The sequence below is a fragment of the Desulfomicrobium orale DSM 12838 genome, assembly GCF_001553625.1.
In the GTDB taxonomy this organism is placed as follows: domain Bacteria; phylum Desulfobacterota; class Desulfovibrionia; order Desulfovibrionales; family Desulfomicrobiaceae; genus Desulfomicrobium; species Desulfomicrobium orale.
The window spans coordinates 1,318,410-1,342,939 of sequence record NZ_CP014230.1 but is presented as its reverse complement, the minus strand read 5'-3'; the positions used below and the strand labels follow the sequence as shown (position 1 = coordinate 1,342,939).

22 protein-coding genes, 1 tRNA gene and 1 pseudogene are annotated in these 24,530 nt (G+C 58.7%); 14 read left to right on the top strand and 10 right to left on the bottom strand.

All coding sequences use genetic code 11. From position 1 onward, the window contains the following. The gene (locus AXF15_RS06060; protein ID WP_066604717.1) at nucleotides 1-288 is read right to left on the bottom strand and encodes a hypothetical protein; all 288 of its coding nucleotides are present in this window, start codon (nucleotides 286-288) and stop codon (nucleotides 1-3) included. Next, nucleotides 285-665, bottom strand: coding sequence for a hypothetical protein (locus AXF15_RS06055; protein ID WP_066604714.1), 381 nt, complete (start codon nucleotides 663-665; stop codon nucleotides 285-287). Before AXF15_RS06055 ends, AXF15_RS06060 begins: the two co-directional genes overlap by 4 nt. 470 nt (nucleotides 666-1,135) lie before the next feature. Here AXF15_RS06055 and AXF15_RS06050 point away from each other — a divergent pair, with 470 nt between their 5' ends. After that, entirely contained in the window at nucleotides 1,136-2,017 is an 882-nt protein-coding gene (locus AXF15_RS06050) for a helix-turn-helix transcriptional regulator (RefSeq protein WP_066604711.1), read from the top strand. Nucleotides 2,018-2,111: 94 nt separating this feature from the next. Here AXF15_RS06050 and AXF15_RS06045 read toward each other — a convergent pair whose 3' ends face one another. Together AXF15_RS06045 and AXF15_RS06040 are read right to left on the bottom strand one after the other, a co-directional pair. Further along, on the bottom strand, nucleotides 2,112-2,552 hold the full coding sequence (locus AXF15_RS06045) for a flavodoxin (RefSeq protein ID WP_066604709.1): 441 nt from the start codon (nucleotides 2,550-2,552) through the stop codon (nucleotides 2,112-2,114). 585 nt (nucleotides 2,553-3,137) lie between these two features. Continuing rightward, nucleotides 3,138-3,224, bottom strand: a tRNA-Leu gene (locus AXF15_RS06040). Nucleotides 3,225-3,399: 175 nt separating this feature from the next. Between AXF15_RS06040 and AXF15_RS06035 the strand changes: the two genes are divergently transcribed. From AXF15_RS06035 to AXF15_RS06020, 4 genes are read left to right on the top strand one after another with little or no spacing between them, the layout of a single operon-like run. Beyond that, nucleotides 3,400-4,341, top strand: a complete 942-nt coding sequence (locus AXF15_RS06035; RefSeq protein ID WP_066604708.1) for a bifunctional riboflavin kinase/FAD synthetase — start codon at nucleotides 3,400-3,402, stop codon at nucleotides 4,339-4,341. A gap of 8 nt (nucleotides 4,342-4,349) precedes the next feature. Next, entirely contained in the window at nucleotides 4,350-6,176 is a 1,827-nt protein-coding gene (locus AXF15_RS06030; protein ID WP_066604702.1) for a chloride channel protein, read from the top strand. After that, nucleotides 6,173-7,105 (top strand): hypothetical protein, encoded by a 933-nt coding sequence (locus AXF15_RS06025; RefSeq protein ID WP_066604699.1) that lies wholly within the window; start codon nucleotides 6,173-6,175, stop codon nucleotides 7,103-7,105. The genes AXF15_RS06030 and AXF15_RS06025 overlap by 4 nt, the downstream gene beginning before the upstream one ends. 56 nt (nucleotides 7,106-7,161) lie before the next feature. After that, nucleotides 7,162-7,908, top strand: a complete 747-nt coding sequence (locus AXF15_RS06020) for a septal ring lytic transglycosylase RlpA family protein (protein WP_066604696.1) — start codon at nucleotides 7,162-7,164, stop codon at nucleotides 7,906-7,908. Here AXF15_RS06020 and AXF15_RS06015 read toward each other — a convergent pair. After that, on the bottom strand, nucleotides 7,895-8,185 hold the full coding sequence (locus AXF15_RS06015) for an integration host factor subunit alpha (RefSeq protein WP_066608727.1): 291 nt from the start codon (nucleotides 8,183-8,185) through the stop codon (nucleotides 7,895-7,897). The two genes, AXF15_RS06020 and AXF15_RS06015, sit on opposite strands and share 14 nt — an antisense overlap. A 193-nt stretch (nucleotides 8,186-8,378) precedes the next feature. Between AXF15_RS06015 and AXF15_RS06010 the strand changes: the two genes are divergently transcribed. The 6 genes from AXF15_RS06010 to AXF15_RS05985 all read left to right on the top strand — a co-directional run bounded on the left by AXF15_RS06010 (nucleotide 8,379) and on the right by AXF15_RS05985 (nucleotide 13,948). Beyond that, a complete protein-coding gene (locus AXF15_RS06010) occupies nucleotides 8,379-9,386 on the top strand; it encodes an elongator complex protein 3 (protein WP_066604688.1) in 1,008 nt (335 codons plus the stop codon). A 59-nt stretch (nucleotides 9,387-9,445) separates the two neighbouring features. After that, on the top strand, nucleotides 9,446-10,738 hold the full coding sequence (gene rimO, locus AXF15_RS06005; protein ID WP_066604687.1) for a 30S ribosomal protein S12 methylthiotransferase RimO: 1,293 nt from the start codon (nucleotides 9,446-9,448) through the stop codon (nucleotides 10,736-10,738). A 145-nt stretch (nucleotides 10,739-10,883) separates the two neighbouring features. Then, nucleotides 10,884-12,059 (top strand): bifunctional glutamate N-acetyltransferase/amino-acid acetyltransferase ArgJ, encoded by a 1,176-nt coding sequence (argJ, locus tag AXF15_RS06000; protein ID WP_066604685.1) that lies wholly within the window; start codon nucleotides 10,884-10,886, stop codon nucleotides 12,057-12,059. After that, the gene (locus AXF15_RS05995) at nucleotides 12,040-12,684 is read left to right on the top strand and encodes an HD domain-containing protein (RefSeq protein WP_066604683.1); all 645 of its coding nucleotides are present in this window, start codon (nucleotides 12,040-12,042) and stop codon (nucleotides 12,682-12,684) included. Before argJ ends, AXF15_RS05995 begins: the two co-directional genes overlap by 20 nt. Then, entirely contained in the window at nucleotides 12,681-13,436 is a 756-nt protein-coding gene (locus AXF15_RS05990; RefSeq protein WP_066604681.1) for a hypothetical protein, read from the top strand. The genes AXF15_RS05995 and AXF15_RS05990 overlap by 4 nt, the downstream gene beginning before the upstream one ends. Beyond that, nucleotides 13,433-13,948: a metallophosphoesterase family protein gene (locus tag AXF15_RS05985; RefSeq protein WP_066604677.1), complete on the top strand. Its 516-nt coding sequence runs from the start codon at nucleotides 13,433-13,435 to the stop codon at nucleotides 13,946-13,948. The genes AXF15_RS05990 and AXF15_RS05985 overlap by 4 nt, the downstream gene beginning before the upstream one ends. A 384-nt stretch (nucleotides 13,949-14,332) precedes the next feature. Here the strand turns inward: AXF15_RS05985 and AXF15_RS05980 are convergent, their stop codons facing one another. From AXF15_RS05980 to AXF15_RS05960, 5 genes are read right to left on the bottom strand one after another with little or no spacing between them, the layout of a single operon-like run. Next, on the bottom strand, nucleotides 14,333-16,225 hold the full coding sequence (locus AXF15_RS05980; protein ID WP_066604674.1) for a SurA N-terminal domain-containing protein: 1,893 nt from the start codon (nucleotides 16,223-16,225) through the stop codon (nucleotides 14,333-14,335). 51 nt (nucleotides 16,226-16,276) lie between these two features. After that, a complete protein-coding gene (locus AXF15_RS05975; RefSeq protein ID WP_066604666.1) occupies nucleotides 16,277-18,199 on the bottom strand; it encodes an aconitate hydratase in 1,923 nt (640 codons plus the stop codon). Nucleotides 18,200-18,256: 57 nt separating this feature from the next. Further along, entirely contained in the window at nucleotides 18,257-18,460 is a 204-nt protein-coding gene (locus AXF15_RS05970; protein ID WP_066604661.1) for a hypothetical protein, read from the bottom strand. Next, nucleotides 18,435-18,863, bottom strand: a complete 429-nt coding sequence (locus AXF15_RS05965) for a hypothetical protein (protein WP_151192303.1) — start codon at nucleotides 18,861-18,863, stop codon at nucleotides 18,435-18,437. The genes AXF15_RS05970 and AXF15_RS05965 overlap by 26 nt, the downstream gene beginning before the upstream one ends. Beyond that, nucleotides 18,848-20,101, bottom strand: coding sequence for a chorismate mutase (locus tag AXF15_RS05960; RefSeq protein WP_066604657.1), 1,254 nt, complete (start codon nucleotides 20,099-20,101; stop codon nucleotides 18,848-18,850). The genes AXF15_RS05965 and AXF15_RS05960 overlap by 16 nt, the downstream gene beginning before the upstream one ends. Nucleotides 20,102-20,436: 335 nt before the next feature. Between AXF15_RS05960 and sat the strand changes: the two are divergent. From sat to aprA, 3 genes and pseudogenes are all read left to right on the top strand, one after another. Continuing rightward, nucleotides 20,437-21,690, top strand: a pseudogene (gene sat / locus AXF15_RS05955) (sulfate adenylyltransferase); the annotation flags it as partial. A gap of 185 nt (nucleotides 21,691-21,875) precedes the next feature. Next, entirely contained in the window at nucleotides 21,876-22,364 is a 489-nt protein-coding gene (gene aprB, locus AXF15_RS05950) for an adenylyl-sulfate reductase subunit beta (RefSeq protein WP_066604654.1), read from the top strand. 38 nt (nucleotides 22,365-22,402) lie between these two features. Next, nucleotides 22,403-24,388, top strand: a complete 1,986-nt coding sequence (gene aprA, locus AXF15_RS05945) for an adenylyl-sulfate reductase subunit alpha (protein ID WP_066604646.1) — start codon at nucleotides 22,403-22,405, stop codon at nucleotides 24,386-24,388. The last annotated feature ends 142 nt before the right edge of the window (nucleotides 24,389-24,530 follow it).

The window sequence follows — 24,530 nt, the reverse complement described above, 5'->3', positions numbered from 1 at the left end:
TTAGGACGCCGAAGAAGCGCGCTTCCCGGATTTCTTCGGCTTTACAGGTTCGGTTTCCGCGGCTTTGGCCGTACGCGCGTATTCCACTTCGGCCATGAAGTCGCTCACGTCCTCTTTGGTGCGCTGCAGCATGCCCACAGCCTTGTCACGCAGTTCGAGCGCACCAGCGGTCAGTCCGGTCATGGCCGGCCGCAGCGAACTGGAGTGCTTGTTCAACATCGAGGCACCCAGGGTTCCCAGGGCCAGGCCACCCAAAAACAGCAGAACTTTCTGAGTCGATTCATTCATAATGCGGTCTCCTTTGGTTGCAGGTTTGAACCAAGCAGGCGGTCCAACAAAGCCGCCGCCTGTTCATCGCTGCCGGTACGGAAGAACTCGTCCAGCAGTTCGAACGGAATGAGGGAGGGAGCATACTCCAGAACCAATGATCCGCTCAACGGATTCACATGCACCGCAGGATGTCCGGGCAAAAGCCGATGCAACGCGTCAGGACCGTCCGCCGCATGGCGGCTGAGCATCCTGATCGCCGCCAGCCCGGGCCGTACCCGGACCCGCAACCGGCCTGGCAGGTGGTGCGCCACAACCACATGCGGGCGCAATTCCAGCAGGTAGAGCCTGTACATCTCATGCGGGCACGCGCTGTTGGGATCATCTTGTTCTTTCACGACACGCTCCGGGAGAGGGCTTAGCAACAACGGCAGCGAACCGCCACCTGTTCCGTTTTTTTTACCACTCCAATCAAGTTCAAACCCGCAAATAAACCACAAGGAAACACACCTTAGCTCCTCCCTTTTTTCCAACTAAGGGAGGGAGTTTCATGAAATTCACGGAAATAATATTTTAGCCGGGGCTCATGAAATCTGATTGCCTAACGCCCGTATCAGATGCTGTCAATATGACTTTTTTGCGGACAGAGACATACCATCTCAAAGAAGAAGACAAGGCCATGCAGGATAATTAACTGAAATTACTGACCACCATACAGATACCTGCCCGCATTTTTCTTTTCCAACAGGCATCCAGCCCCCTCTTGCCAATTTGAAGGAAATTTTATTAGGAATCCCAAGAATTCGTCATAACTAACAATATTCACAGTTCTGCAGTATAAAGCCCGAATCTTTTGGCAGGGATAATTATGATAGAGGATCTTCGCGCAACAGCCGATATTTCCGAAAGTTTTTCTTTACAGAATCACCACTGGAGCTTTGAACAGTTCCATATTTCGTTCAAAAAATCGGAGTCCGCCCCCCCCGCTGTATTTGAGGGCGACGGCAGCACTTGCCTGCTGATCATATGTCTGGACGGGGAAGTCCACCTCAATCTGGCTCAGCCGGGAACCTGCAAGGACATGCACATCGCGCCGGGCGACTGCGCCCTGATTTACAGCCCGGGAAACGGACAGCGCACACAGCGCGATCCGGCCTGCCGCGCCAGGTTTCTGGAAGTGACCTGCCCGGCGGAAAAACTTCGCGCCCTGGTTAAGGACACGCCACTCGGAAATGCACTGGAAGAAGCCATGCACAACGATTCTCCTCTGCATTTGCACCGGCCCACGAACCCAGCCATGATCCAGGCTCTGAACAGATTACGCGCTCTCACATCGGAAAATTCGGGCCAGGCAAAGCCCTTGGCGCTCTCCAGCATTCTGGAGATACTCTGGATTTTTGCCCAGCCGGAGCCACGCCCCAGGCTTTCGGAGGCATCTTTGCGCACGGCCCGGGAAGCCCGCTCCATTCTGGAGGCCAACATGGAGCAACCGCCGCATCTGGAAGCCCTGGCCGTACGCGTCGGCGTGAGCCTGTCCAAACTCAAACAGATCTTCACCCAGGCGCACGGCATGCCACCATACGCCTATCTGCGCATGATCCGCATGGAGCGGGCGATGCATCTCCTGCGGCACGAAGGCCGGAACGTCACCGAGGCAGCCCTGGAAGTCGGCTACTCCAATCTGAGCCATTTTTCCAAAATCTTCGCGCAGCATCACGGCCTCAAGCCTTCGCAGATTCTCAGGGAATAATCCTTCGGAAAACAAAAAAGGCCGGGCGTGGGAGACACGTCCGGCCGACGGAACCCCTCGCGGAACCGCAAGGGCAGGCGGGAAACGGAACACATCAGGCTACGGCCAGAACTTCCTTGGCCCACGCCTCCACATCCGCGGCCACGGGCTCGCCGTCGATCTTCAGGGAGCCGGTTACGATATTCGCCCCAAGACCTTCGGCCTTCTTCTCGATGGCGTCCACCGCTCCGCAGAAATGTGTATAGGAAGTGTCTCCGCAGCCAAATACCGCTACTTTCTTGCCCGAGAGATCGGCCTTCTCCAGATTCTCGTAAAGAGGAACGAAGTCATCCTGCAACTCGACGTCTTCCTCGCCCCAGGTGGAGCAGCCAAAAAGCACCAGATCATAGCCGGTGGTCAAGCCGTCCGCCGTCACATCCGCCGCATTGCGCAGGGTGACGGATGCACCGCCTCCCGACAGAACTTTCTCGATGTTCTCAGCCACTCCTTCCGTATTGCCCGTGGTCGAGCCGAATACAATCAATACCTTGGCCATGCGAAAGACTCCTTGCCTGTTTAAAGTTAATCTCTTCTAAAAAAATTTTCTACAAACCCTGATGAATTTGACTACCGCTTAAAGCCAAAACAGCCCTCTTGTCAAAAAAACAACTGGCCCGGCAGACTTTCACAGAGGCATATGTGCAAATTTTATACAGTTAATTCGCCATATTGAAGACTATTCTCAAATCATGGAGAATATGGCGCAGGGACTTCGCATAGATATAATCTGTCAGCCATCCATCAACCACTACCAGTCCAGATGTATCTTTTTCAAACAAAAAAGTTCGCCGCTTCAACACCCCGGTTGCGCATACGACTACATTCACATTGTGCCGGTTCCCCGGCGGAGAAATTGCGAAAATCATTCCCCAAGCCCATTACGCGGAGATGAAAACGGGTATGGCAGCGGCGAGAATCCGGAGAAGCTTCCGGAAATTGAGGCGAGTTCCTGAAACAAAGACATGCCTGACAAAGCATGAATGGCGAAAGCCCGGTCATTCCACCGTTCGCTCACGCCGGATTTCCGGGGGCAAAAGAAAATCCGGAATCTCTGAACAGAAATTCCGGATTTTTTCTTTCATGGTGCCGAAGAGAGGACTCGAACCTCCACCGGGGAACCCCGACTAGACCCTGAACCTAGCGTGTCTACCAATTCCACCACTTCGGCGCGACGTGAGAAATGCCTCTATGCGAGAGCATATGCCTTGGCAAGTCTTTTTTTAGAAATCCGCAGGCCGCTCCCGGCACGAAAATCCGCCGTGAATGTCGGGCTATCGCCTTCTGTTGAAGCTCCGGACCTTTTGAGATAGACGCGAGGCCCAGTCATTTGCGGGAGGATATGCATGCAGCGCGTCACATGGCCCGGCGGGGCCACTGGCCTGGAAAGGGGGGCCTGCGTCACCATCGGCAATTTCGATGGCGTCCACATCGGACACCAGCGGCTCATCGCCCGGGTCCGGGACAGGGCGGCCGGGCTCGACCTGGCATCCGTGGCCGTCACCTTCGAGCCGCACCCGGTGCGCTTTTTTACGGGCCAAAAAACTCCTCCGTTCATTACATCATATGAACAGCGCGCCGAGCTCATCGCCGACCTTGGCATCGAATATCTGCTCTGCCTCGAATTCAATCACTCTCTGGCCCAGATGCCGCCCGAGGAATTTGTGCGCCGGATACTGGTGGAACACCTGCACGCGCGGGAACTGATCATCGGTCATGACTACGCTTTCGGAAAGGGGCGACAGGGTAATTACGAACTGCTGCGGGCCCTGGGTGAAACATGGGGATTTGGCGTAGAGCGGATGGATCCCGTGACGGCGGACGGCGTGGTGGTCAGTTCCACCTGTATCCGCAAGCTGATCGAATCGGGCGACGTCTGGGCCGCACGGCCTCTGCTGGGCCGTTTTTACTGTGTGCCCGGAACCGTGATTCACGGCCGGGGCCGGGGCGGCCGTCTTCTGGGTTTCCCCACGGCCAACCTTCAGCCCGCCGGAGAGCTTTTCCCCAAAACCGGCGTATACTGCTGCTGGGCGGAACTGCATGGCCGAATCCACCAGGCCATGGCCAACGTCGGGTACAATCCCACTTTCGGCAACGACGATCTGTCCGTGGAAGTCCACGTTCTGGATCTGGATGAAGACCTTTACGGCCAGCATCTCACCGTACACTTCGTGCGGCGTCTGCGCGGGGAACGCAAATTTTCCGGGCTCGAGGAACTGAAAGAGCAGATCGGCAGGGATGTCGCCCAAGGGCGGACCATTCTGGCCGCACCCGAAGCCCGGCTCTGAGATTCGTCATGAAGACCCTGTTGCGATCGTTTTTCACCATCCCTCTGGAGCTGACCCGCAGCTATCGCTCCATTCTCAATTTCAAATGGCTGGTTCTGGGCGTGGTCGTGGGGGCCATGACCGGCCTTGGAGCCATCATCTTCTATGTGGCCATCGAGTGGCTGCACCATTTTCTGCTGCACGAACTGGCCGGTTTTTCCCTGCCCGCCCCTGCCGGCGAGGCGCTTTTTTCCGGACCGTCCGGGGATCCCCGCCCCTGGCTTCTGTTTGCCTTTCTGGTACCCGTGGGACTTTTCACGGCCGTGCTCCTGCGATTTTTCGTGCCTTTCACCCGCTACTCCGGCACGGACGGCACGGACTCCATGATCAAGGCCTTCCACTACCAGGAAGGACGCATCGAACCCGCAGTGCCCCTCATCAAGGTCGGTACGTCCATCCTGACCATCGCCTCGGGCGGAAGTGCGGGACGTGAAGGCCCCATCTCCCTGCTCGGCGCGGGCTGCGGCTCCTGGCTGGCCACACGCCTCAAACTCTCGGCCAAGGAACGGCGGATTCTGCTTCTGGCCGGGGCTGCCGGAGGATTGGGAGCCATTTTCCGGGCCCCTCTGGGCGGAGCCCTCACCGCCGTGGAAGTCATCTACAAGGAGGATTTCGAGGCCGAAGCCCTGCTGCCGTCCATCATTTCCTCCGTGGTTTCGTATTCCCTGTTCACTCTTGTTTTCGGAGCGGATCCGATTTTCGGCATTCCGTCCTTCACCTTCGCGGACATCCGGGAACTGCCGCTCTACGCCCTGCTGGGTCTTGTCTGCGCGGCCACGGGCTGGTCCTATGTGACGACGTTCCGGGGCATCAAATACAGGATATTCTGGCCCCTGACCGACCGTTTCGGCTTCATCCCTTCCCTGACTCTGGGTGCGCTGTCCATGGCCGCTCTCGGGTACGCCTTTCCGGAGCTTCTGGGCGGCGGTCAGGGCTGGCTCGAAATGGCCATTCTGGGCAAGCTTTCCGTGACCATGATGCTCGGCATGATCGCGGGCAAGACTCTGGCGACCTCGCTGGTCATGGGATCGGGCATGAGCGGCGGCATGTTTGCCCCGGCCCTGCTGGTGGGCGGCATGAGCGGCGGCGTAGTGGGCACTCTGGCGCAGCGCTTTTTCCCTGCGGTGGTACAGGAGCCCGGCGGCTACGTGCTGGTGGGCATGGCCGCCTTTTTCGCGGGAGTGGCCCACGCGCCCATCGGCCCGCTGGTCATGGTCTGCGAGCTGACCCAGGGGTATGGTCTTCTGGCTCCGCTCATGCTGGCCTCGGCCATTTCCCTTGTGCTGTGCCGGAATGTCTCTCTCTACGAAAACCAGACAGGCAACAAGTTCGACTCTCCGGCCCACGTCGGTGACGCCACCACCAACATCCTGGAGAAAGAAACCGTGGAGAAACACTTCCGCCGCAGCCGGGTCACGGTGGTGGAGGAAGGCACGCATTTCGGCGCCCTGACGGATATCATCGTCAATTCCAACGAACTCTGTTTTCCGGTACGCGGAGAGGACGACGCCATCACCGGCATCCTGTCCGTGCAGGACCTGCGCAAGGTGATGTACGAGGACTGCCTGGGCGAACTGCTGGTGGCCGGCGATGTGGCCCGCCCGCCAGTGCTGCTGCGCCCGGACGACGACCTCTACTCGGCTCTGCTCAAATTCGTGGAGTCGGACCTGGCGCAGCTCCCGGTGGTAGACACCGAGGACCCCACTCGGGTGCTGGGCACCCTGGACCGGGCGGATGTTTTCACGGCCTATGCGGAGACGCTCAAGACCATCCGCAGCGGAGAGAAAAATAAATGAAGACGTTTCTTCCTCACATTGCCCTGACGGTAATAATCGGCATCTTTGCGGGATTTTCCTTTGCAGCAGTCAATAGTTTTGTTTTGTCAGAAATAGATTCTTTCACACTGTTCTCTCTTGTCACCGGTTCAGGCGCCAGCCTGGCTGCCTGCTTTGCGGCGATGGCCACATTCCGTACGGCAAATGAGATGAAAAAACAGCGCGAAATGATGTCCCGCCCGGAGATCATTCCATTTTCATCCATCAATTTCAAAACGGGCTACATGAAAAACTCTGCAGAAAAGAAAAGTATGGAGAATATTATTATTAATATTGAATGGCTGGAACTACCTTCATACTCTGAAGGGGAGCCATACAAGATGAAGCAAGCTAAAAAAATAGATATCCCCATCGTCAATATAGGGTCCAGTGCAGCGAAGAACGTAGAAATAAGGTGGGAATTTGAAATCGAGAAGGTAATCGAAGAGGCAAACCAGCTCGCAAGCGAAGTGTATAACACAGAGTACAGATATTTTGAGTTAGATGATAATTGGCTGAAAATGAATATAAAGAAAGAAAATACGCCATTTTTCATAGAGAAATACGTCAAAAAGCACGGGAAAACTAAAAAAATTAATTATATTCTTCCTGTGTCTATAGATCCAATACCGATAACAATGAAAATTCCTTCTGTATACTGCAAGCTTGTTAATGCAATTTTGTTTTTCTCTTTTAAAAAAGATCCGAAAATCGAACCTGAACTGCCGAAAATTACCTTGAGCATAAAATATACTGACATCGGAGGCGGAAAGCACGAAGCAAAATATGTGTATTCCACATCCATATCAGGATTTCCCGGCATCACAGGATATGATGAAGACTGGTTTGCAGAAGAATGGCTTGACGTTTACGGAGTCCTTCAATGTGCTCCAGTGTACTCACAAGCATAAGCTCTACCGGTCTAAAACTGAATCATAGCGCTCTCCCAACGGCAAAACGAGGCACCATGACACCCATGCACGCGACAAAAATTCTGGGACTCCTGCTGATCTTCGCCCTGCTGGCGGGGCTTGGCGGATGCGGCTTCAGGTCCGTCCCGCCCGGCGGCAGCATCACTCCGCCGCCAGGCAAAAGCGGCAAGGGCAAGGGAGGAACATACCGCCCCTACACCATCCGGGGGCAGACCTATTACCCTCTGGCATCGGGCGAGGGCTACTCCGAAAACGGTGTGGCCTCCTGGTACGGCCCGCAGTTCCACGGCCGGAAGACGGCCAACGGCGAGACCTACAACATGCACCAGATGACTGCGGCCCATCGTATTCTGCCCATGAATACCAGGGTTCTTGTACGAAACCTGGACAACGGACGCACGGCAGAAGTGCGGATCAACGACCGCGGTCCCTTCGTCAACAACCGCATCATCGACCTGTCCTATGCCGCCGCCAATGCACTGGGCGTCGTCGGTCCGGGCACGGCCAGGGTGCATGTGCGCAGCGTGGGCAACCAGCCCATCCGGTACGTAGGGCCGTTTTACGTGCAGTACGGAGCCTTTGTGGTTCGGGAGAATGCCCTGCGCCTGCGGGACCGGCTGGCCGGCCGGGGCTACAGGGGAACCCGCGTCACCAGGGGAGAATTGGGGGGAACGATATACTGGAGAGTGCAGATCGGGGCTTTCAATACTCTGGAACAGGCCGAAGGTGTCCGGGTCGGACTTCTTCAGGAAAGCCCCGACTGCTTCGTCATTGCGGATTGAGTTCAGTTCTCAGCTTGCGGGAAATGCGAAAAACCACCACCTTGCGTCCGGATAGGATGATGGACTCGCTGGTCTGGGGGTTGCGGCCCTTGCGGGGGCTCTTCTCATAGGCCTCGAATTTGCCGAATCCGCTGATGAGCAGAGAACTGTCTTCCTTGATGGCCGCCTTCATGATGTCCAACATGGCTTCGACCTGTATTTTGACTTCGGCCCGGTTGCGGCCGGACTTCTCATAGATATTGTCCACGATCTCCGCTTTGGTCAGAGTGCTTGTCATGATTCCTCCTGTTTGGGGGGTGTTCGCCACGAAAAAACAGCCGCCGCTTGCGGCATATATATTTTCCGCAGATTTCCGATAATCGATGCGTTTTGCTTTTTCAAGGACAACATCCCGAATTCCAACACCATTGGATAAAGACAGGAGCATGAGATTGTGGCGGTTTCCCCATCCCGCACCAAAGGGAAAGGCCATGCGCCTTGTCCCTTTTTTTCTGCCGGGCATGGGCTGTCCGGGAAAGTGCGTGTTCTGCGACCAGCGGGCTCAAACCGGCGTGACCTACGGCGGGCTGGAACGGGCGCTGATCTCGCTGACGGAGCTTCTCACGACAATGGACGGCTCCTTTGCCCTGGGCTTTTTCGGCGGGACCTTCACCGGTCTGCCGCCGGAATGGCAAAAACGATTTCTGGAGCAGGCTGCGCAGTTCCGCAAAAATGGCGCGCTGACGCATCTGCGCGTCTCCACCCGCCCCGACCGCATTGACCGGGCGGCCCTGAGCCTCTTGCAAACGGGCGGAGTGGACATGGTGGAACTGGGCGTGCAGAGTTTTTCCACACCGGTTCTGACCGCGAGCGGCCGGGGGTACGACGGCGCGCGCGCCATACGGGCCTGCGAGGATGTCCGCGACGGCGGATTTGAGCTGGGCATTCAGCTTCTGCCCGGCCTGCCCGGACACGATGCCGGGTTATGGCGGAAAGATGCGGCCCGCGTGGTCGCGTTGCGCCCGGAAGTGGTCCGCGTCTATCCATGCGTGGTCATTGGCGGCACGCCTCTGGCGGACATGCATGCCCGGGGCGAATACACGCCATGGTCTCTGCCCCTGGCCGTGGAGGAAACCGCCCGGGCCGTGCTCGGCTTCTGGAGGGCCGGAATCCGGATCATCCGCCTGGGATTGGCGGCGCAGCCGGACATGCTGGCCAGACTGAAGGCCGGGCCCTGGCATCCGGCCTTCGGCAACATGGTCCGCTCGGCGGCTCTGCGCCTCTTTCTGGAGGAACGGCTGGCAGGATTGACCGGCCGCATCCGTGCCGTGTGGATGCCGTGCGCTCTGAGCGGGGATCTGTGGGGGCATGGCCGGGCCAACGTCCCGGCTCTGGCCCGGATCGGCGTCACCAGAGAGCGGGTAAAATTCTGGTCCGAGACGGACATCGGAGTGGAGCTCTCGGGGCCGGATCCGGTTCCCGGCGAAGAACAGGCCTGAATTCTCGACCGGCAAGGCCAAGCGCCCTGCCGGACAGCCATTTCTCATAAGGAACGCATATGGACATACGCGTGCACACCATCAGCCTGGGCTGTCCCAAGAACCGGGTGGACACGGAGTGGATGCTCGGCGGATTCGGGCCGGGCCTCATTCACGCTCCGGAACCGGAAGAGGCCGAGGTCATCCTCGTCAATACCTGCGGGTTCATCGAGCCTGCTGTGAACGAATCCCTGCAGACCATTCTGGATACGGCGGAGCGCGTCGCGTCTCTGCGGCCCAGGCCCCTGCTGGTGGTCACGGGCTGCCTGGTCAGCCGCTACGGACAGGAACTTGGGCGGGAACTGCCGGAAGTGGACCTTTTTCTGGAAATAGCCCGGCAGGGAGAACTCGGGGTACATGTCCGGAATCTCCTGGGACGCGGGGAGGACACGCCGCCATCCCGGCTGCTGACCACGGCTCCGGGATTTGCCTACCTGAAAATCGCCGAAGGCTGTGACAACCGCTGCCGCTTCTGCACCATCCCATCCATTCGCGGCCCGCTCAAAAGCCGGCCGGAAGCGGACATCCTGGAAGACGCCCGGCGATGTCTCGATCAGGGCCGCAGCGAGCTGGTGCTCATCGCTCAGGATGTGACGGCCTATGGCCGGGACAGGGGTGGAAAAAGCGCTCTGCCCGGCCTGCTTCGTGATCTGACCCGGCTGTCCGGCCTCAAATGGCTGCGCCTCATGTATCTGTATCCGGCGGGGCTGGACCGGGAACTTCTCTCCTTTCTGGCGGACCTGGGGCCGCCCCTGCTGCCGTACTTCGACATCCCCTTGCAACACGCACATCCGGAAATCCTGGCTTCCATGGGCCGCCCTTTCCGGCGCGATCCGCGCGAGGTCGTCGAGCGGGTACGCAGCTTCTTCCCGCAGGCCGCACTGCGCACCACATTCATTACCGGATATCCGGGCGAAACCGAAATCCATTTCAAAGCCCTGGAGTCTTTTGTACGGGAAGCGCGCTTCAATCATCTGGGTGTTTTCCCGTATTACCCGGAAGACGGTTCGGCCGCGGCCGCCCTGCCCGGGCAACTGCCCGGCGCGGTCAAAAAGCGGCGGCGGGACGCCATCATGCGCATCCAGTCCGGCATCAGTGCGGACATTCTCCGGGAGCAGGAAGGGCAGGAGCTGGACATTCTGGTGGACTGTCCCCACGAGGAATGGCCGGGACTTTTCGAGGGACGAGCCTGGTTCCAGGCCCCGGAAGTTGACGGCCTCACTTATGTCAGCGGGGATGGGCTGGTTTCCGGCCGCATGGTCCGGGCCACGGTGGAAGAAGCCAAAACCTACGATCTTGTCACTCTGGCCTGAACGGCAGATTTGGCGTCTGAAGGAGAGGACTTCCGGGAACGGATGCGCCTTTCGCATCCGTTTGACAAAGATTTTTTCCCCTGTCAGGACGTGATGCCACATATTAGTCAAACATGGCGCGGAGTTCCGCCATCATGGAGGCCCCATGAACATTCCCGCAGGATTTCGTTTCGCCGTCGCCCAGTGCGGCTTCAAGCGTCCGGACCGCTTCGATCTCGGCGTCGCGGTCAGTGATGTCCCGGCCGTGGCCGCGGGTGTATTCACCACCAACCGTTTCCAGGCCGCACCCATTCAGGTGGCCCGCCAGCATCTGAAAGCCGGCCGCGAATCCATCCGCGCCATCGTGGCCAACTCGGGGCAGGCCAACGCCTGTACCGGCCAGGAGGGTCTGGACAACTGCCGGGCCAGTCTGCGCCTGCTGGGCATTCTGGGACTAGAGCCCTCGGAAGTGCTGCCCGCGTCCACGGGCGTCATCGGCGACCAGCTGAAAATGGATCTGTGGGAAAAAGGTACGGCGGGCCTGCGGGAAACACTGGGCCGGGCCACCCTGATGGACCTGGCCAAGGCCGTCATGACCACGGACACCTTTCCCAAGATTGCGGCCAGGGAAGTACGGCTGCACGGCGGCACCGCCCGGCTGGCGGGCTTCTGCAAGGGCGCGGGCATGATCTGTCCGGATATGGCCACCATGCTCGGCTTCATCTTCTGCGATGCGGGAGTGGAGCCCCAGTGGTGGCAGGAAGCTCTGGCCCGCTGCGTGGAGAGAAGCTTCAACGCCATCACCGTGGACGGAGATACCAGCACCAACGACTGTGTTTTCGCCCTGGCCAACGGCGCAAGCGTCCGGGCCGAGGCGGGCGATCTGCCTCCGCTGGAAGGTGCGCTGCTGGAGATATGCCAGGACCTGGCCTACATGATCGTGCAGGATGCCGAGGGCGGTACCAAAGTCATGCACATTCATGTCACCGGCGCGGACACCACGGCAGACGCCCGGATGGCCGCCAGAGCCGTGGGCAATTCGCCTCTGGTCAAGACGGCGCTCTACGGACGCGATCCGAACTGGGGGCGGATTGTGGCCGCCCTCGGGCGCAGCGGCGCTTCTTTCGAGCCCGAAAAAGTGACCGTGCGCATAGCCGGCAAGACCATTTTCCAAAACGGCACGCCCGTTCAGGCGGACTGGGATTCTCTGCTGGCCTCGGCCCTGCGCCGGGATCTGGTGAATATCGAAGTGGACCTGGGGGCCGGAAACAGCCGGACCATGCTCATGGCCTCCGACCTGACCGAGGAATATGTGAAAATCAATGCTGAATACCGCTCCTGATCCGGCCACGGACGCCACCTGGAAACGCCTGGCCGACTTCATTTTCGAGCTGGGCATGCTGCGGCGCACCCCGCGCACGGGATACCAGTTTCTGCGTTCGGGCGCGGAAAACGTGGCCGAACACTCCTTCCGCACGGCCATGATCGGCTATATTCTGGCCCGCCGGGCCGGAGCCGACGTCCCCAGAACCGTGTTCCTGTGCCTGTTTCACGACGTGCACGAAGCCCGGATCGGGGATTTCAACTACGTCAATCGTATCTACAACACCTCCAATCCGGAACTGGCCCTGACCCATGCCCTGGAAGGCACAGGTCTGCGCGAGGAAGCCCTGGCCCTGTGGCGGGAACTGGAGGCGGGTGAAACCCTGGAATCGCATCTGGCTCAGGATGCGGACCAGCTCGACTTCATCGCCAACCTGAAGGAAGAGCAGGATATGGGCAACCCGTATGCCCCCAAATGGCTGAAGCACGCGGTACTGCGCCTCAAGACGGATGCGGCCCGCGAACTGGCCCAGGCCGTGCTGCGGACGGACCAGTCCGGCTGGTGGTTCGACCGGCCCGACGAGTCCTGGTGGCGCAGAGGTAACGGCACGCCCCAGTCCCCGCAGGTTGATGACAAGGCATGACCCGAAAGTCCTCCAGAAGAGCCGGAAGAATCGGATGGAGCATCCGACAGAAAATCAGACTCCGGACGAATATCCTGAAGCCTGCGGATGTGCCCGGGCGGATTCCGGACTCCGGAGAGGAGGAAAATCTTCCCCGGCACACCGGCTCCCTCGCCGTTCTCTCCAACATGGAGGAGAAAAAAATCCGCAACGGCTGGTGGTGCGCCTGCGCTTTTCTGGCCGTCTGCCTGCATGCCGCCCCGGCGGCTTATGCCTTGCTTGCCCCGCGTTATGGTTTGCCCGATGTACTGGAAGTGAATCTGGAGACCATGAGTCTGTTCCGGGACCGCGTTTTCCGGGAAGAAGGCGGGGCCCAGGCCGCCGCTCCGATGGAGCTGCATCCGGTTCAGGTACGGATGCAGACCCAAATACCGAAAGATGTGCTTCCCTCGCCCGAGGCGCGGACAGCCAAACCGGAGGCCGAAGAAAATCTGGAGCGGATCCGCATTGTGCAGGAGGCCATCAACCGCCTCTGGGCGAAAGCGGCACCGGAGCAGCCGGGCTATGCGCTGGTCAGCCTCAATATTCTGGACAATGGCGGCATCGGGGAATTCGTGGTGCAACGCATCTCCGACGACGCTGCCTTCCGGACCTTTCTCCTTTCCTTTCTAACCACCTTGAAGGCGTCCTATGGGAACCAGGCCGGGCCGGGGGAATCCTTCTGGCTCGAATGCGAATTCAAGGTTACGCCCACGGAACGCAGAAAATCATGATCATAGCGGTGCTCTCCGACACGCATCTGGAGCGCCCCTCTCCGCGTCTGGCCACCGCATTCGACAGATACTGCGCCGGGGCCGACATGCTGCTGCACTGCGGCGACTGCGTGGGCGAGGAAACCTGGGCTTTTCTGAACGCGCACCACTGTTTCCACGCGGTTCTGGGTAACTGCGATTCTTTTTCGCTCCGTGGCAGCCTGCCGGCGCTGCGTGAAGTCGAAGCCGAAGGCTTCCGCATCGGCATGGCCCACGGTTGGGGACCGCGCAGTCTGGTGGCGGAAACCGTGACCGCCGAATTCCGGAACGCGGACCTGATCTGCTACGGACATACCCACATCCGCGACTGGGGATTTCGCGGCGGCGTATGGATGCTCAACCCCGGTTCCTTTTCCCTGCCCAGGGACGGCATGGCCGGTCTGGCACTGCTGACGCTGAAAAAAGACCTGCCACCCGCCGTGGAGTGGATAAACGTGGACCCTGAAGAGAGCCACCGGTGCCTATGCGTCTGAACAGAAGATGTTTCCCCAAGCTCGGCCTATGGCGCCCTTGCCCTGACGGGAAGTTATCCGTTTCTCATTGAACGCCCATCGTCCAGCTGAGCCGCCACGCCATCGCCGTCCCTGCTGCCCGCATTCCACGGATTCAACATCCCCTCTTGCGGACTTCCGCTTCGGGCCGTTTGTATCGGCGGCCTTTATCGAGGTTACCGCATAAGTAGTCGAGGATTGAGTCGGTCCGTGCTGCCGGTGCGGTTCAACCGCCCGCCGGAAATCGCGTTACTGGCGATTATGGGAGGAACCGGCAGGTCCAGGACCATATGAGGCGCTTAAGTCTCCCTCGAGGGGAGCCCGGAAAATGGACACAAAAAAGCCCGGCATTGCCGGGCTTTCTCATCAGTTCTCAAGAACCGCCGGATTGATAATACGGACATCCGCCTTGTTTCGCAAATCCGTAAGAAAGGCCTGCACCGCCTGCTGCTCGGAGCCCCTGTTCATGGACTCGATCCAAGACGTCTTCTCGGCTTCCCATTCCTCTTCCGTGGGCGGTGTCACCTTGACGGTTTTGGCCAGCACGTACCCTTCGGGCACGGCATAGCTTTCCGGCAGCCAAGTTCCGGGAGCGGCACCGAAGGCCGCCTTGGTCAGCGGCTGAACCATCCCCAATCCGGGGATCTGGTCCTGACGGCCAAAGGGCTCGGTTTCCTTGAGCGTGGCGTTTTCTCCTCCGTCCTTAAGTCCGGGCAGCGCCTTGTCCGCAGCGGTCTTGGCCAGTTTCAGGGCTTCTTCCCGCACTATAGTATCCTTGATGCCCTGACGGACCTCGTCCAGCGGTGTGAAAAGCTCCGGAGTCTGCTCAAGTTTGGTGGCCAGCAGATAGCCATCCTGCACCATCAGCGGAGTCTGGGTGGTGGCGTTCACGGCCAGATCGAAAAGCGCCTCCGCATTTTCGGCCGAAAGTCCGGGCAGTTCTCCCGGCCCCTGCTGACGGCTGAAGGGAGCTGTTTCCCTGACTTCGAGACGCAGGCCGATGCTTTTGGCCACAGCCTGAAGCGTCTCACCGGCGAGCAGCATTTCCAGGGCCTGATCCAGGCGGTCCTGAAGCGTCTCGGCGGCACGATCCTGAGCGAGACGCTCCCGAATCTGGCCGCTTACGTCGGGAAGCTCCCGGTAGTAGGCGGGCTTCTTGTCCTCCACCTCGATCAGATGAAAGCCGAACTGGGTGCGCACGGGTTCGCTGACCGCACCTTTTTCCAGGCCAAAGGCCGCATCCTCGAAAGGCTTGACCATCCGGCCGCGACCGAACCAGCCCAAAGCACCGCCCGTATCTGTTCCGGAAGGATCTTCGGTGTACTTTCCGGCCACATCCGCGAACTTCTTGCCAGCCTGCAATTCCTTGCGCGCCGTCTCGATCTTTTCCATGGCCTTTTTCACGTCTTCCTCAGGCGCATCCTCGGCCACGCGCACCAGCAGATGCCGGGCCTTGACTTCCTCTTCCACCTTGAAGTCTTCCTTGCGGGCATCGTAGTGCTTCTGGATTTCCTGATCGGTCACAGCGGCGAGGTCGGCCAAGGAAGCCGGCGTGATTTCCAGGTATGCCACACGGGCCTGAGCCGGAATGGCATACTCGCTCTTGTGGTTCTCGTAATAGCTGTTCACCTGTTCGTCCGTGGCGTTGACCTGCCCGCGATAGTCCTCCCAGGGAAAAAGTCTGTACGCGATAACGGCCTTACTCTGGCCGTAAGTGAAGAAATCATGGATCAGGTCTTCGTTCAGGCGGCCGGCCAGCCCTATATAACCACGCATCTTGGTCATGAGCATGCCGCGCATGTAGTCGGCCTCAAAAACGCCGGGCGTGAGATGATTGTTCTGCAGCACGCTCTGATAGACCGCCGGATCGAACACTCCGGCCTCGTTCCGGAAGGCCGGAAGCATATGCACTTCGCGGGTCAGCTCTTCCCTGGATACGGTCACGCCCAGTTCGGCGGCCTTCTGCAGCAGCAGTTCTTCCACGACCATCTGTTCGAAAATCTGCTTTTTGAATCCCATCTGGGCCAGCATCTCCGAAGACATGCCGGGACTCTGGGCGCGGACCATTTCCAGGCTGCGTTGCAGGCGGTCCTGAAACTGCTGAAAGAGGATGGGCTCGCCGTTGACCGTGGCCACAGTGGTGCCCCGGTCGTGGTCCACGCGGTTCATGCCGAAGGCCAGCACAAAGACGGCGATGATGATGCCGAAGAGAACTTTTATCATCCAGCTCTGTGCGCCCTGGCGCAGTATATCCAGCATGAAGGCTCCGATCGATTTCTTTGAAGTGGGAGAAGGGGCCGGATTTTCCGGCTATTTTTGCCTGTCGTTGACGTAGTTCAGCAAACCGCCCGCCCTGATAATGGCTATTTCATTGCCCGTCAAATCATGGGCCAGAGCGATTTTCCGGCCGTTTTCCATGACCGCGGCCAGCTCCTTGCCCGGCGCGAGTCCGGCCAGATCCACCGTGAGCGGACACCCCTGAGACAGCAGGTCGTAATCGGCGGGATTGACCAGAGTCAGCGGCAGGATACCGAAATTGACCAGATTGGCCTTGTGAATGCGTGCGTAGGACTTGGCCAGCACCATCCGCACGCCTAAGTGGCGCGGGGCCAGAGCCGCGTGTTCGCGGCTGGAACCCTGGCCGTAGTTCTCCCCGGCCAGAATCACGCCCTGTCCGGCGGCTTCAGCCCGGCCGACGAAATCCTTGTCCACCCGCTCGAACACGTGGCGGCTGATGGCCGGAATATTCGAGCGCAGGGCCGTGATGGCCGCGCCCGCAGGCATGATGTGGTCCGTGGTGATGTTGTCGCCGACCTTGATCAGAACCGGCAGAGTCAGGATATCGGGCAGTCTGTCGAAGGGCGACAGCGGGACGATGTTCGGACCGCGCAGCACCTCGACGGAGAAAGCATCCTCGGGCGGGTAGGCAAACAGATGCCTGATGGACGGCGCGGTGGATGGAAGAGACGGCCGGGGGATTTCTTTGTTCCATGTGGCCGGATCAGTGAATTTGCCGCGCAGGGCGCAGAAGGCGGCGGTGACGGGGCTGACCAGATAGATCTGTCCGTCCTGAGTACCGCTGCGGCCCTCGAAATTACGGTTAAAGGTCCGCGCACTGACTCCACCGCTGCCGGGAGAGCCGCCCATGCCGATGCACGGCCCGCAGGAACATTCCAGGAGCCGTCCTCCGGCATCCAGAATATGGTCCAGCAACCCTTCGGCCATGAGCATTTTCAAGACCTGTTTGGAACCCGGTGAAAGCATGAGATCCGTCCCCGGAGCAACATGTTCTCCGGCCAGAATCCAGGCCACGGCCTGCAAATCGGAATAGGACGAATTGGTGCAGGAGCCGATGGCCACCTGATCCACGGCCAGCCCGTCCAGTTCGGCCACAGGCACCACCAGATCGGGCATATGCGGCCGCGCGGCCAGCGGCACCAGAGCGCTCAGATCCACGACGATTTCCCGGTCGTACTCCGCGCCGTCATCGGCAGCCAGCGGCGTAAAGGCGTCGGCCCGGCCCATGAGTTCCAGAAAGGCTCTGGTCTGTTCATCACTGGGAAAAACAGAGGCCGTCGCTCCCAGCTCCGCGCCCATGTTGGCGATGGTGGCCCGCTCCGGCACGCTCAGACTGGCCACGCCCGGACCACAGTATTCCATGACCGCGCCCACTCCGCCCTTGACGGTAAGCAGACCGAGCAGATGCAAAATGACGTCCTTGGCCGAGGCATATCCGGTCAGTTGCCCCTCAAGACGTATTTTGAACACCTTGGGCATGGCCAGGGTGTAAGGTTCGCCCGCCATGGCCAAGGCCACGGAAAGCCCTCCGGCGCCCATGGCCAGACAGCCGATGCCGCCTGCCGTGGGCGTGTGGGAATCCGAGCCGATCAAAGTTTTGCCCGGCACGGCGAAATTTTCCAGATGCAGCTGATGACAGATGCCCGTGCCGGGAGGAGAAAAAACAATGCCGTATTTGGCCGCCACACTGCGCAGATAGCGATGATCGTCGGGGTTGCGGAAGCCCATCTGCAAGGTGTTGTGGTCCACATAGCTGACCGAGACTTCCGTCTTGACCCTGGGCAGCCCGATGGCCTCCCATTGCAGATAGGCCATGGTGCCTGTGGCGTCCTGGGTCAGGGTCTGGTCGATGCGCACGGCCACTTCACTGCCGGCGGTCATGGAGCCCTCGACCAGGTGTGCGGCGATGATCTTGCGGGTGAGATTCTGTTTCATGGAATGTCCTTGGAAAAAAGTAAGCTTATTATAAAGTAGACGACGGGATTTGCAAAATCAGCAGGATTCGCGCCGCAACCGGGCCTGGAGAATCTGGATTTCCGTTTCCATGCGCAGACTGTCCTGCTGCAGACGGAAGATTTCCTCATGGAAAACAACGCCCCGTCCAGGATCTTCGGCCAGCAGCAGTTCCTTGATCCGCGCCTGCACGGCCGCCCGCTCCCGCCGCAGATACTCAATCTGCGTCGTGAGGTCGTCCATGTCCTGTGACCTTGATGCGTCTGCGCTTTGGAGAGTCATCAAAATCAGCATCACCGTCCGCGTCATCGCCGTCGCTTACGGAGCGGATGAAGTGCTGGGGCTCGGGCAGATTCATGAAAATCTTCCAGAACCAGGGCCACGCGGAGGAAATGTTGTCCGCGTTGGCCAGGCAGACTCCGGGATGCGTAAAGGAAATAAGCGCCCCCGCCAGCGTCCAGTATGGTCCCGGACTTTGCCAGGGTCCTTCCTTGGGCCTGCGGGTGGAAGGCAGACCCAGCCGCAGCAGGCCCGGTTGCAGGGAATAACCGGCGCCAAGGGCTTCGAGCAGATCCTGAGCATGCTCCACATCAATGCGGGCCGTGTCGAGAGTGATGTCGCAGGCCCCTCTCAAACCAAAGGCCATGGCCAGCAAAAGAGGCAGGTATTCCTGACAGGACGTGATATCCAAAGAAAGCCGGGGGGCCTGTCACCCATCCGGGAGGTGATGGAGTCGGGCTCAATGGAAATGCGCAGACCGAATTCATACAGAATGTCCATCACGTCCTGCAGATTGGGTGTGTATTCGGGCCATTTGCCGCGCAGTGACACCTGACCATCCGTAAAGAAGGGCAACACCAGCAGATGCAGGCTCATCAACGGATCGACGGGGATGTCCATCTGTGCGGTGTCGAGCCCCGCAGACCCGGCCGGAATGGTGATCACCGAACCGTCAAACTGCACTTCCGGCAGAAAATGCTGCAGAAAAGCGATGCCTTTGCGCAACAGCTTGCTGTCTCCGTAGGATTCATGCAGCCGGATGGACAATGTCTTTTTAAAGGTTGTGGCAGCGGCGATCAGGGCCAGGATGAACTTCCGGGAAATACCGGGTGGAATATCCAGACTGTCCGGAATCAGGCCGCTTGTCTCCACACGGACGGGCAGGCCGTTGCTGTGGGGCTCCACAATGGTCAGCCGGCATCCAAGTTTGGGTAGCAATTCCTGCACCGGACGCAGGTCGAGGATTTTGAGCTTGGTCGCCCCCGTGTACTTGACTCTGTTCACCCCGCCCAAAGCCAGACACAAAAGCAGATAAAAATGAAAAGTGCTCTGTCCCGCGTACACCGCCTTGTTGTCCAAGGACCACGACGGTGCGGGCCAGATCAGACACTGCCGGTCCTGAATGGCGATGTTAAAGCCGCACAGGTTGAGGGCGTTGATGAACTCAAGCGAGATGCTGTTGCTCTGAAACGGCGCCACGGCCAGGGAAGCGGAGCCTAGTGCCCCGAGAAAAAATGTCATGCTCCGGAGGATTTGATCCCGCGGCGCGTCGAGATCAATATTGACCGGCTTCCTTCTGGGAAAAAGCGAAAGAGATTTTCCGGGGGCGGAGCTGTTTTCGGCTCTGGAGTAGGCAAGATTGTTGGCCAGATGGAAAATCCGCCTCAGCATCTGGGGCTCCAAGCCCTCGGCCTTGGGAGAATCCCGCCAGACCTGCCAGAGTGCCTTTTCCTGATTGGGATCGGTGATGCTCAGGCTCTTGGCCCGCCTGGATATGGCGGCCCGGGACAGCAACTCCGTGCGCGAAGCCAGAAGAGAAACCAGTCTCTCGTCAATTTGCGCCAGTTCCTGTGTGAGGGAAAGGGGAGGATGCTTTTCCGCCATGTGTCACGTCCAAAGGAGTAGTCGGGAGTTCCGAAATGTGCATACTGTCACGCGCAGAAACAGGCGACTGCCTAACAGCGTTTGCCCTTCCATTGCAAGAGCCCAGCACATATTCAAAGATATCATACTGAAATAAATATATAAAATAGCAAAGAAACGATGCCGTATAGCGGAATTTTTATCGCTACACGGACAAAACGGAGTCCAAGATGTTGATAAAAAAATCACAAAACAATTGACAAGGCGGCCCGACCCGAGCAGATTGAAGCCAACGTTCTGTTTTTGCGCCAATAAAAACAAATCTCTAGGAGGAATCGCGTTATGGCTCTTGTACCCCCCATGGTGGAAAAGGCTTGGTTTGCTCATTACTTCAGGGTGCGGAATTGGCTGCCGAACAGAAAAAAGCCGCTGGTCTGAGAAAGATTGACATCAGCCCCCGCGCCAAAGGCGACTTGATCATGATGGGCATCGGTGGCTTCAGCCCGTTGAACGGCTTCATGACAAAAGCCGACTGGAAATCCGTGTGTGAAAATTTCACTCTGGCCGACGGTACTTTCTGGCCGGTACCCGTGACCCTCGACACCGACGAAACCGTGAAAGTCGGTGAAGAGATCGCCCTGTTCGATCCCAAAAAGGGCGTCTTCATGGCCACCATGAAGGTCACAGAAGTTTATGAGATGACCGAGGCCGATAAAAAATGGGAATGCGAAAAAATCTACAGGGGCAACGGAGATGATTCCGTAGGCGACAAATTCTGGGAAGTGGCCCCCAAAGATCATCCCGGCGTGCAGATGGTCATGGCTCAGAAAAAATACAACATCGCCGGGCCGGTCAAAGTCCTGTCCGAAGGCGACTATCGCGAACGCTTCCCCGGCTGCTACATGACTCCGGCCGAAGCCCGCGCCACATTCGAAAAACGGGGCTGGAAGCGTGTCGCCGCCCTGCAGCTCAGAAACCCGATGCACCGCTCCCACGAATTCCTGGCCAAAATCGCCTGCGAGGTTTGTGACGGCGTGTTCATCCACTCTCTGGTAGGCAACCTGAAGCCCGGCGACATCCCGGCCGAAGTGCGCATCAAGTGCATCGACACCCTGATCGACCGTTATTTCGTCAAGGAAAACGTGGTGCAGGGCGGATATCCCCTGGATATGCGCTACGCCGGTCCCCGCGAGGCCCTGCTGCACGCGACATTCCGTCAGAACTACGGCGTTTCCGATATGATCATCGGCCGCGACCATGCGGGCGTGGGCGACTTCTACGGCCTGTTCGAAGCCCAGGAAATCTTTGATCGCATCCCCAAAAATCTGGGCGAAGGCAAGGCTCTGATCACCCAGCCCATGAAGATCGACTGGACCTTCTACTGCTACAAGTGCGACGGCATGGCCTCCCTGCGCACCTGCCCGCACAGCAAGGAAGACCGCGTGGTTCTGTCCGGAACCAAGTTGCGCAAGGCTCTGTCCGAAGGTGCTCCGGTCGCCGACCATTTCGGCCGCGACGAAGTTCTGGAAATTCTGCGCGAATACTATTCCGGCCTGACGGAAAAGGTCGAAATCAAGATGCAGGGTGCCGCTTCCGGCGCAAAAATGTAGAGCTTACATACGGCTCGCCGGGAAACGTCTTGGCGGGCCGTTTTTGTAACAGGAAAGATTTTCCCTCAACTATGGCTTGACGTGCCTGTCCCAACTTGGTAAAAGATTCACAAGCAAAGAATTTGGTAAAGAGTCATCAGGCCATAAAAACGGCCAAGTTGGTTTAACTTTTAAGCGGAGGAATTATGCCTACCTTTGTTGATCCAGCAAAGTGTGATGGGTGCAAGGGCGGTGAAAAAACTGCCTGTATGTACATCTGCCCCAACGATCTGATGATCTTGGATCCGACGGAAATGAAAGCCTACAATCAGGAGCCGGCGGCATGCTGGGAATGCTATTCCTGCGTGAAAATCTGTCCGCAGGGTGCCATCACGGCCCGGCCTTACGCCGACTTCGCTCCCATGGGCGGCACCTGTATTCCACTGCGTGGCGCCGAAGACATCATGTGGACCGTACAGTTCCGCAATGGCGAGGTAAAACGCTTCAAGTTCCCCATCCGCACCACCGTTGAGGGTTCCATCAAACCCTATGAAGGCAAGCCTGAAGGCGCTGATCTGGAAAACGAGCTGCTCTTCACCGAGACCAGCCTGAAAGCTCCGAAGGAAGCCCTGAGCAAGAAATTTGAGGTCACCGAAGCGGACATGAAGGTCAAGTTCAAGTCCGCCGTCGCCTAAACCAGCGCCTTTAACGCAAGAAATTTCAGGAGGAACATATGCCTCAGATTCCTGTCAAAGACACGGTCAAGGGTTTGGCCCTGGCTGAGCCGGAAGTAGTGGAGCTTGAAACCGATATTCTCATGGTTGGCGCCGGCATGGGCAACTGTGGAACCGCATTCGAAGCCTGCCGCTGGGCCGACAAGGCCGGCGTGAAGGTGCTCCTGGTGGACAAGGCCGCCATCGACCGCGGCGGCGCGGTGGCCCAGGGTCTTTCGGCCATCAACACCTACATCGGCGAAAACGAGCCCGATGACTATGTGCGCATGGTTCGCACCGACCTCATGGGTCTGGTCCGCGAAGACCTGATCTTTGATCTGGGCCGTCATGTGGACGATTCCGTGCACCTGTTTGAAGAGTGGGGCCTGCCCTGCTGGATCAAGAAGGACGGCAAGAACCTGGACGGCGCTCAGGCCAAGAAAGAAGGTCTGGCTCTGGCCAAGGGCGACGCGCCCGTGCGTTCCGGCCGCTGGCAGATCATGATCAACGGCGAATCTTATAAGGTCATCGTGGGCGAGGCCGCCAAAAATGCTCTGGGCAGCGACCGTTACATCGAGCGCCTGTTCATCGTGAAGCTGCTCCTCGACGCCAAGGTACCCAACCAGATCGCCGGTGCGGTCGGCTTCTCCGTGCGCGAGAACAAAGTGTATGTCATCAAGGCCAAAGCCATGTCCGTGGCCTGCGGCGGTGCGGTCAACGTGTACCGGCCCCGCTCCACTGGCGAGGGTCTCGGACGCGCCTGGTATCCCGTATGGAACGCCGGTTCCACCTACACCATGTGTGCGCAGGTCGGCGCCGAGATGACCATGATGGAAAACCGTTTCGTGCCCGCCCGCTTCAAGGACGGCTACGGCCCGGTCGGCGCGTGGTTCCTGCTGTTCAAGGCCAAGGCCACCAACGCCAAGGGCGAAGACTACTGCGTGACCAACCGCGCCATGCTGAAGCCCTACGAGGATCGCGGCTACGCCAAGGGACACGTCATCCCGACCTGTCTGCGCAACCACATGATGCTGCGTGAAATGCGCGAAGGCCGCGGTCCCATCTACATGGATACGGCCACCGCTCTGCAGACCACCTTCAAGGAACTCTCCAAGGCTGAGCAGAAGCATCTTGAATCCGAAGCCTGGGAAGACTTCCTCGACATGTGCGTGGGTCAGGCCAACCTGTGGGCGGCCATGAACATCAAGCCCGAGGAACGCGGCTCTGAAATCATGCCCACCGAGCCCTATCTGCTCGGTTCCCACTCCGGCTGCTGCGGCATCTGGGCGTCCGGCCCGAACGAGGACTGGGTTCCCGAAGAATACAAGATCAAGGCCGACAACGGAAAAGTCTACAACCGCATGACCACGGTCAACGGCCTGTTCACCTGCGCCGACGGTGTGGGTGCGTCCGGCCACAAGTTCTCCTCCGGTTCCCATGCCGAGGGCCGCATCGTGGGCAAGCAGCTGGTCCGCTACGCTCTTGATCACAAAGACTTCAAGCCCACTTTGACCCTCGACGCCAAAGCGCTGAAGAAGGAAATCTATCAGCCCTGGTACACCTACGAGGAATTCAAGGCCGCTTCCACCGATCCTGTGGTCAACCCCAACTACATCACGCCCAACAACTTCATGATGCGCCTGATCAAGGCCACTGATGAATACGGCGGCGGTGTGGCGACCCTGTACACCACGTCCGAGAGGCTGCTGGACACCGGCTTCACCCTGCTCGACATGCTCGAAGAGGACTCCAAGAAGCTGGCCGCCCGCGACCTGCACGAACTGCTCCGCTGCTGGGAACAGTATCACAGGCTGTGGACCGTCCGTCTGCACATGCAGCACATCCGTTTCCGCCAGGAAAGCCGCTATCCCGGCTTCTACTATCGCGCGGACTTCATGGGCCTGGACGATTCCAAGTGGAAGTGCTTCGTGAACTCAAAGTTCAACCCGGCCACCGGTGAAACTGAAATCTTCAAGAGACACTACTACCAGATCATCCCTGACTAGTTATGGGCCAAAAGGCTGCGGGCCGTCCCGCAGCCTTTTCTGTATCAGGAAATAGAATGGTCTGCGTATGATCTGTAGCGGTCAGGTGGTTATAGATCATGCATGGACCATTCTATTCATTTTTATGGCCTTCAACATGAGC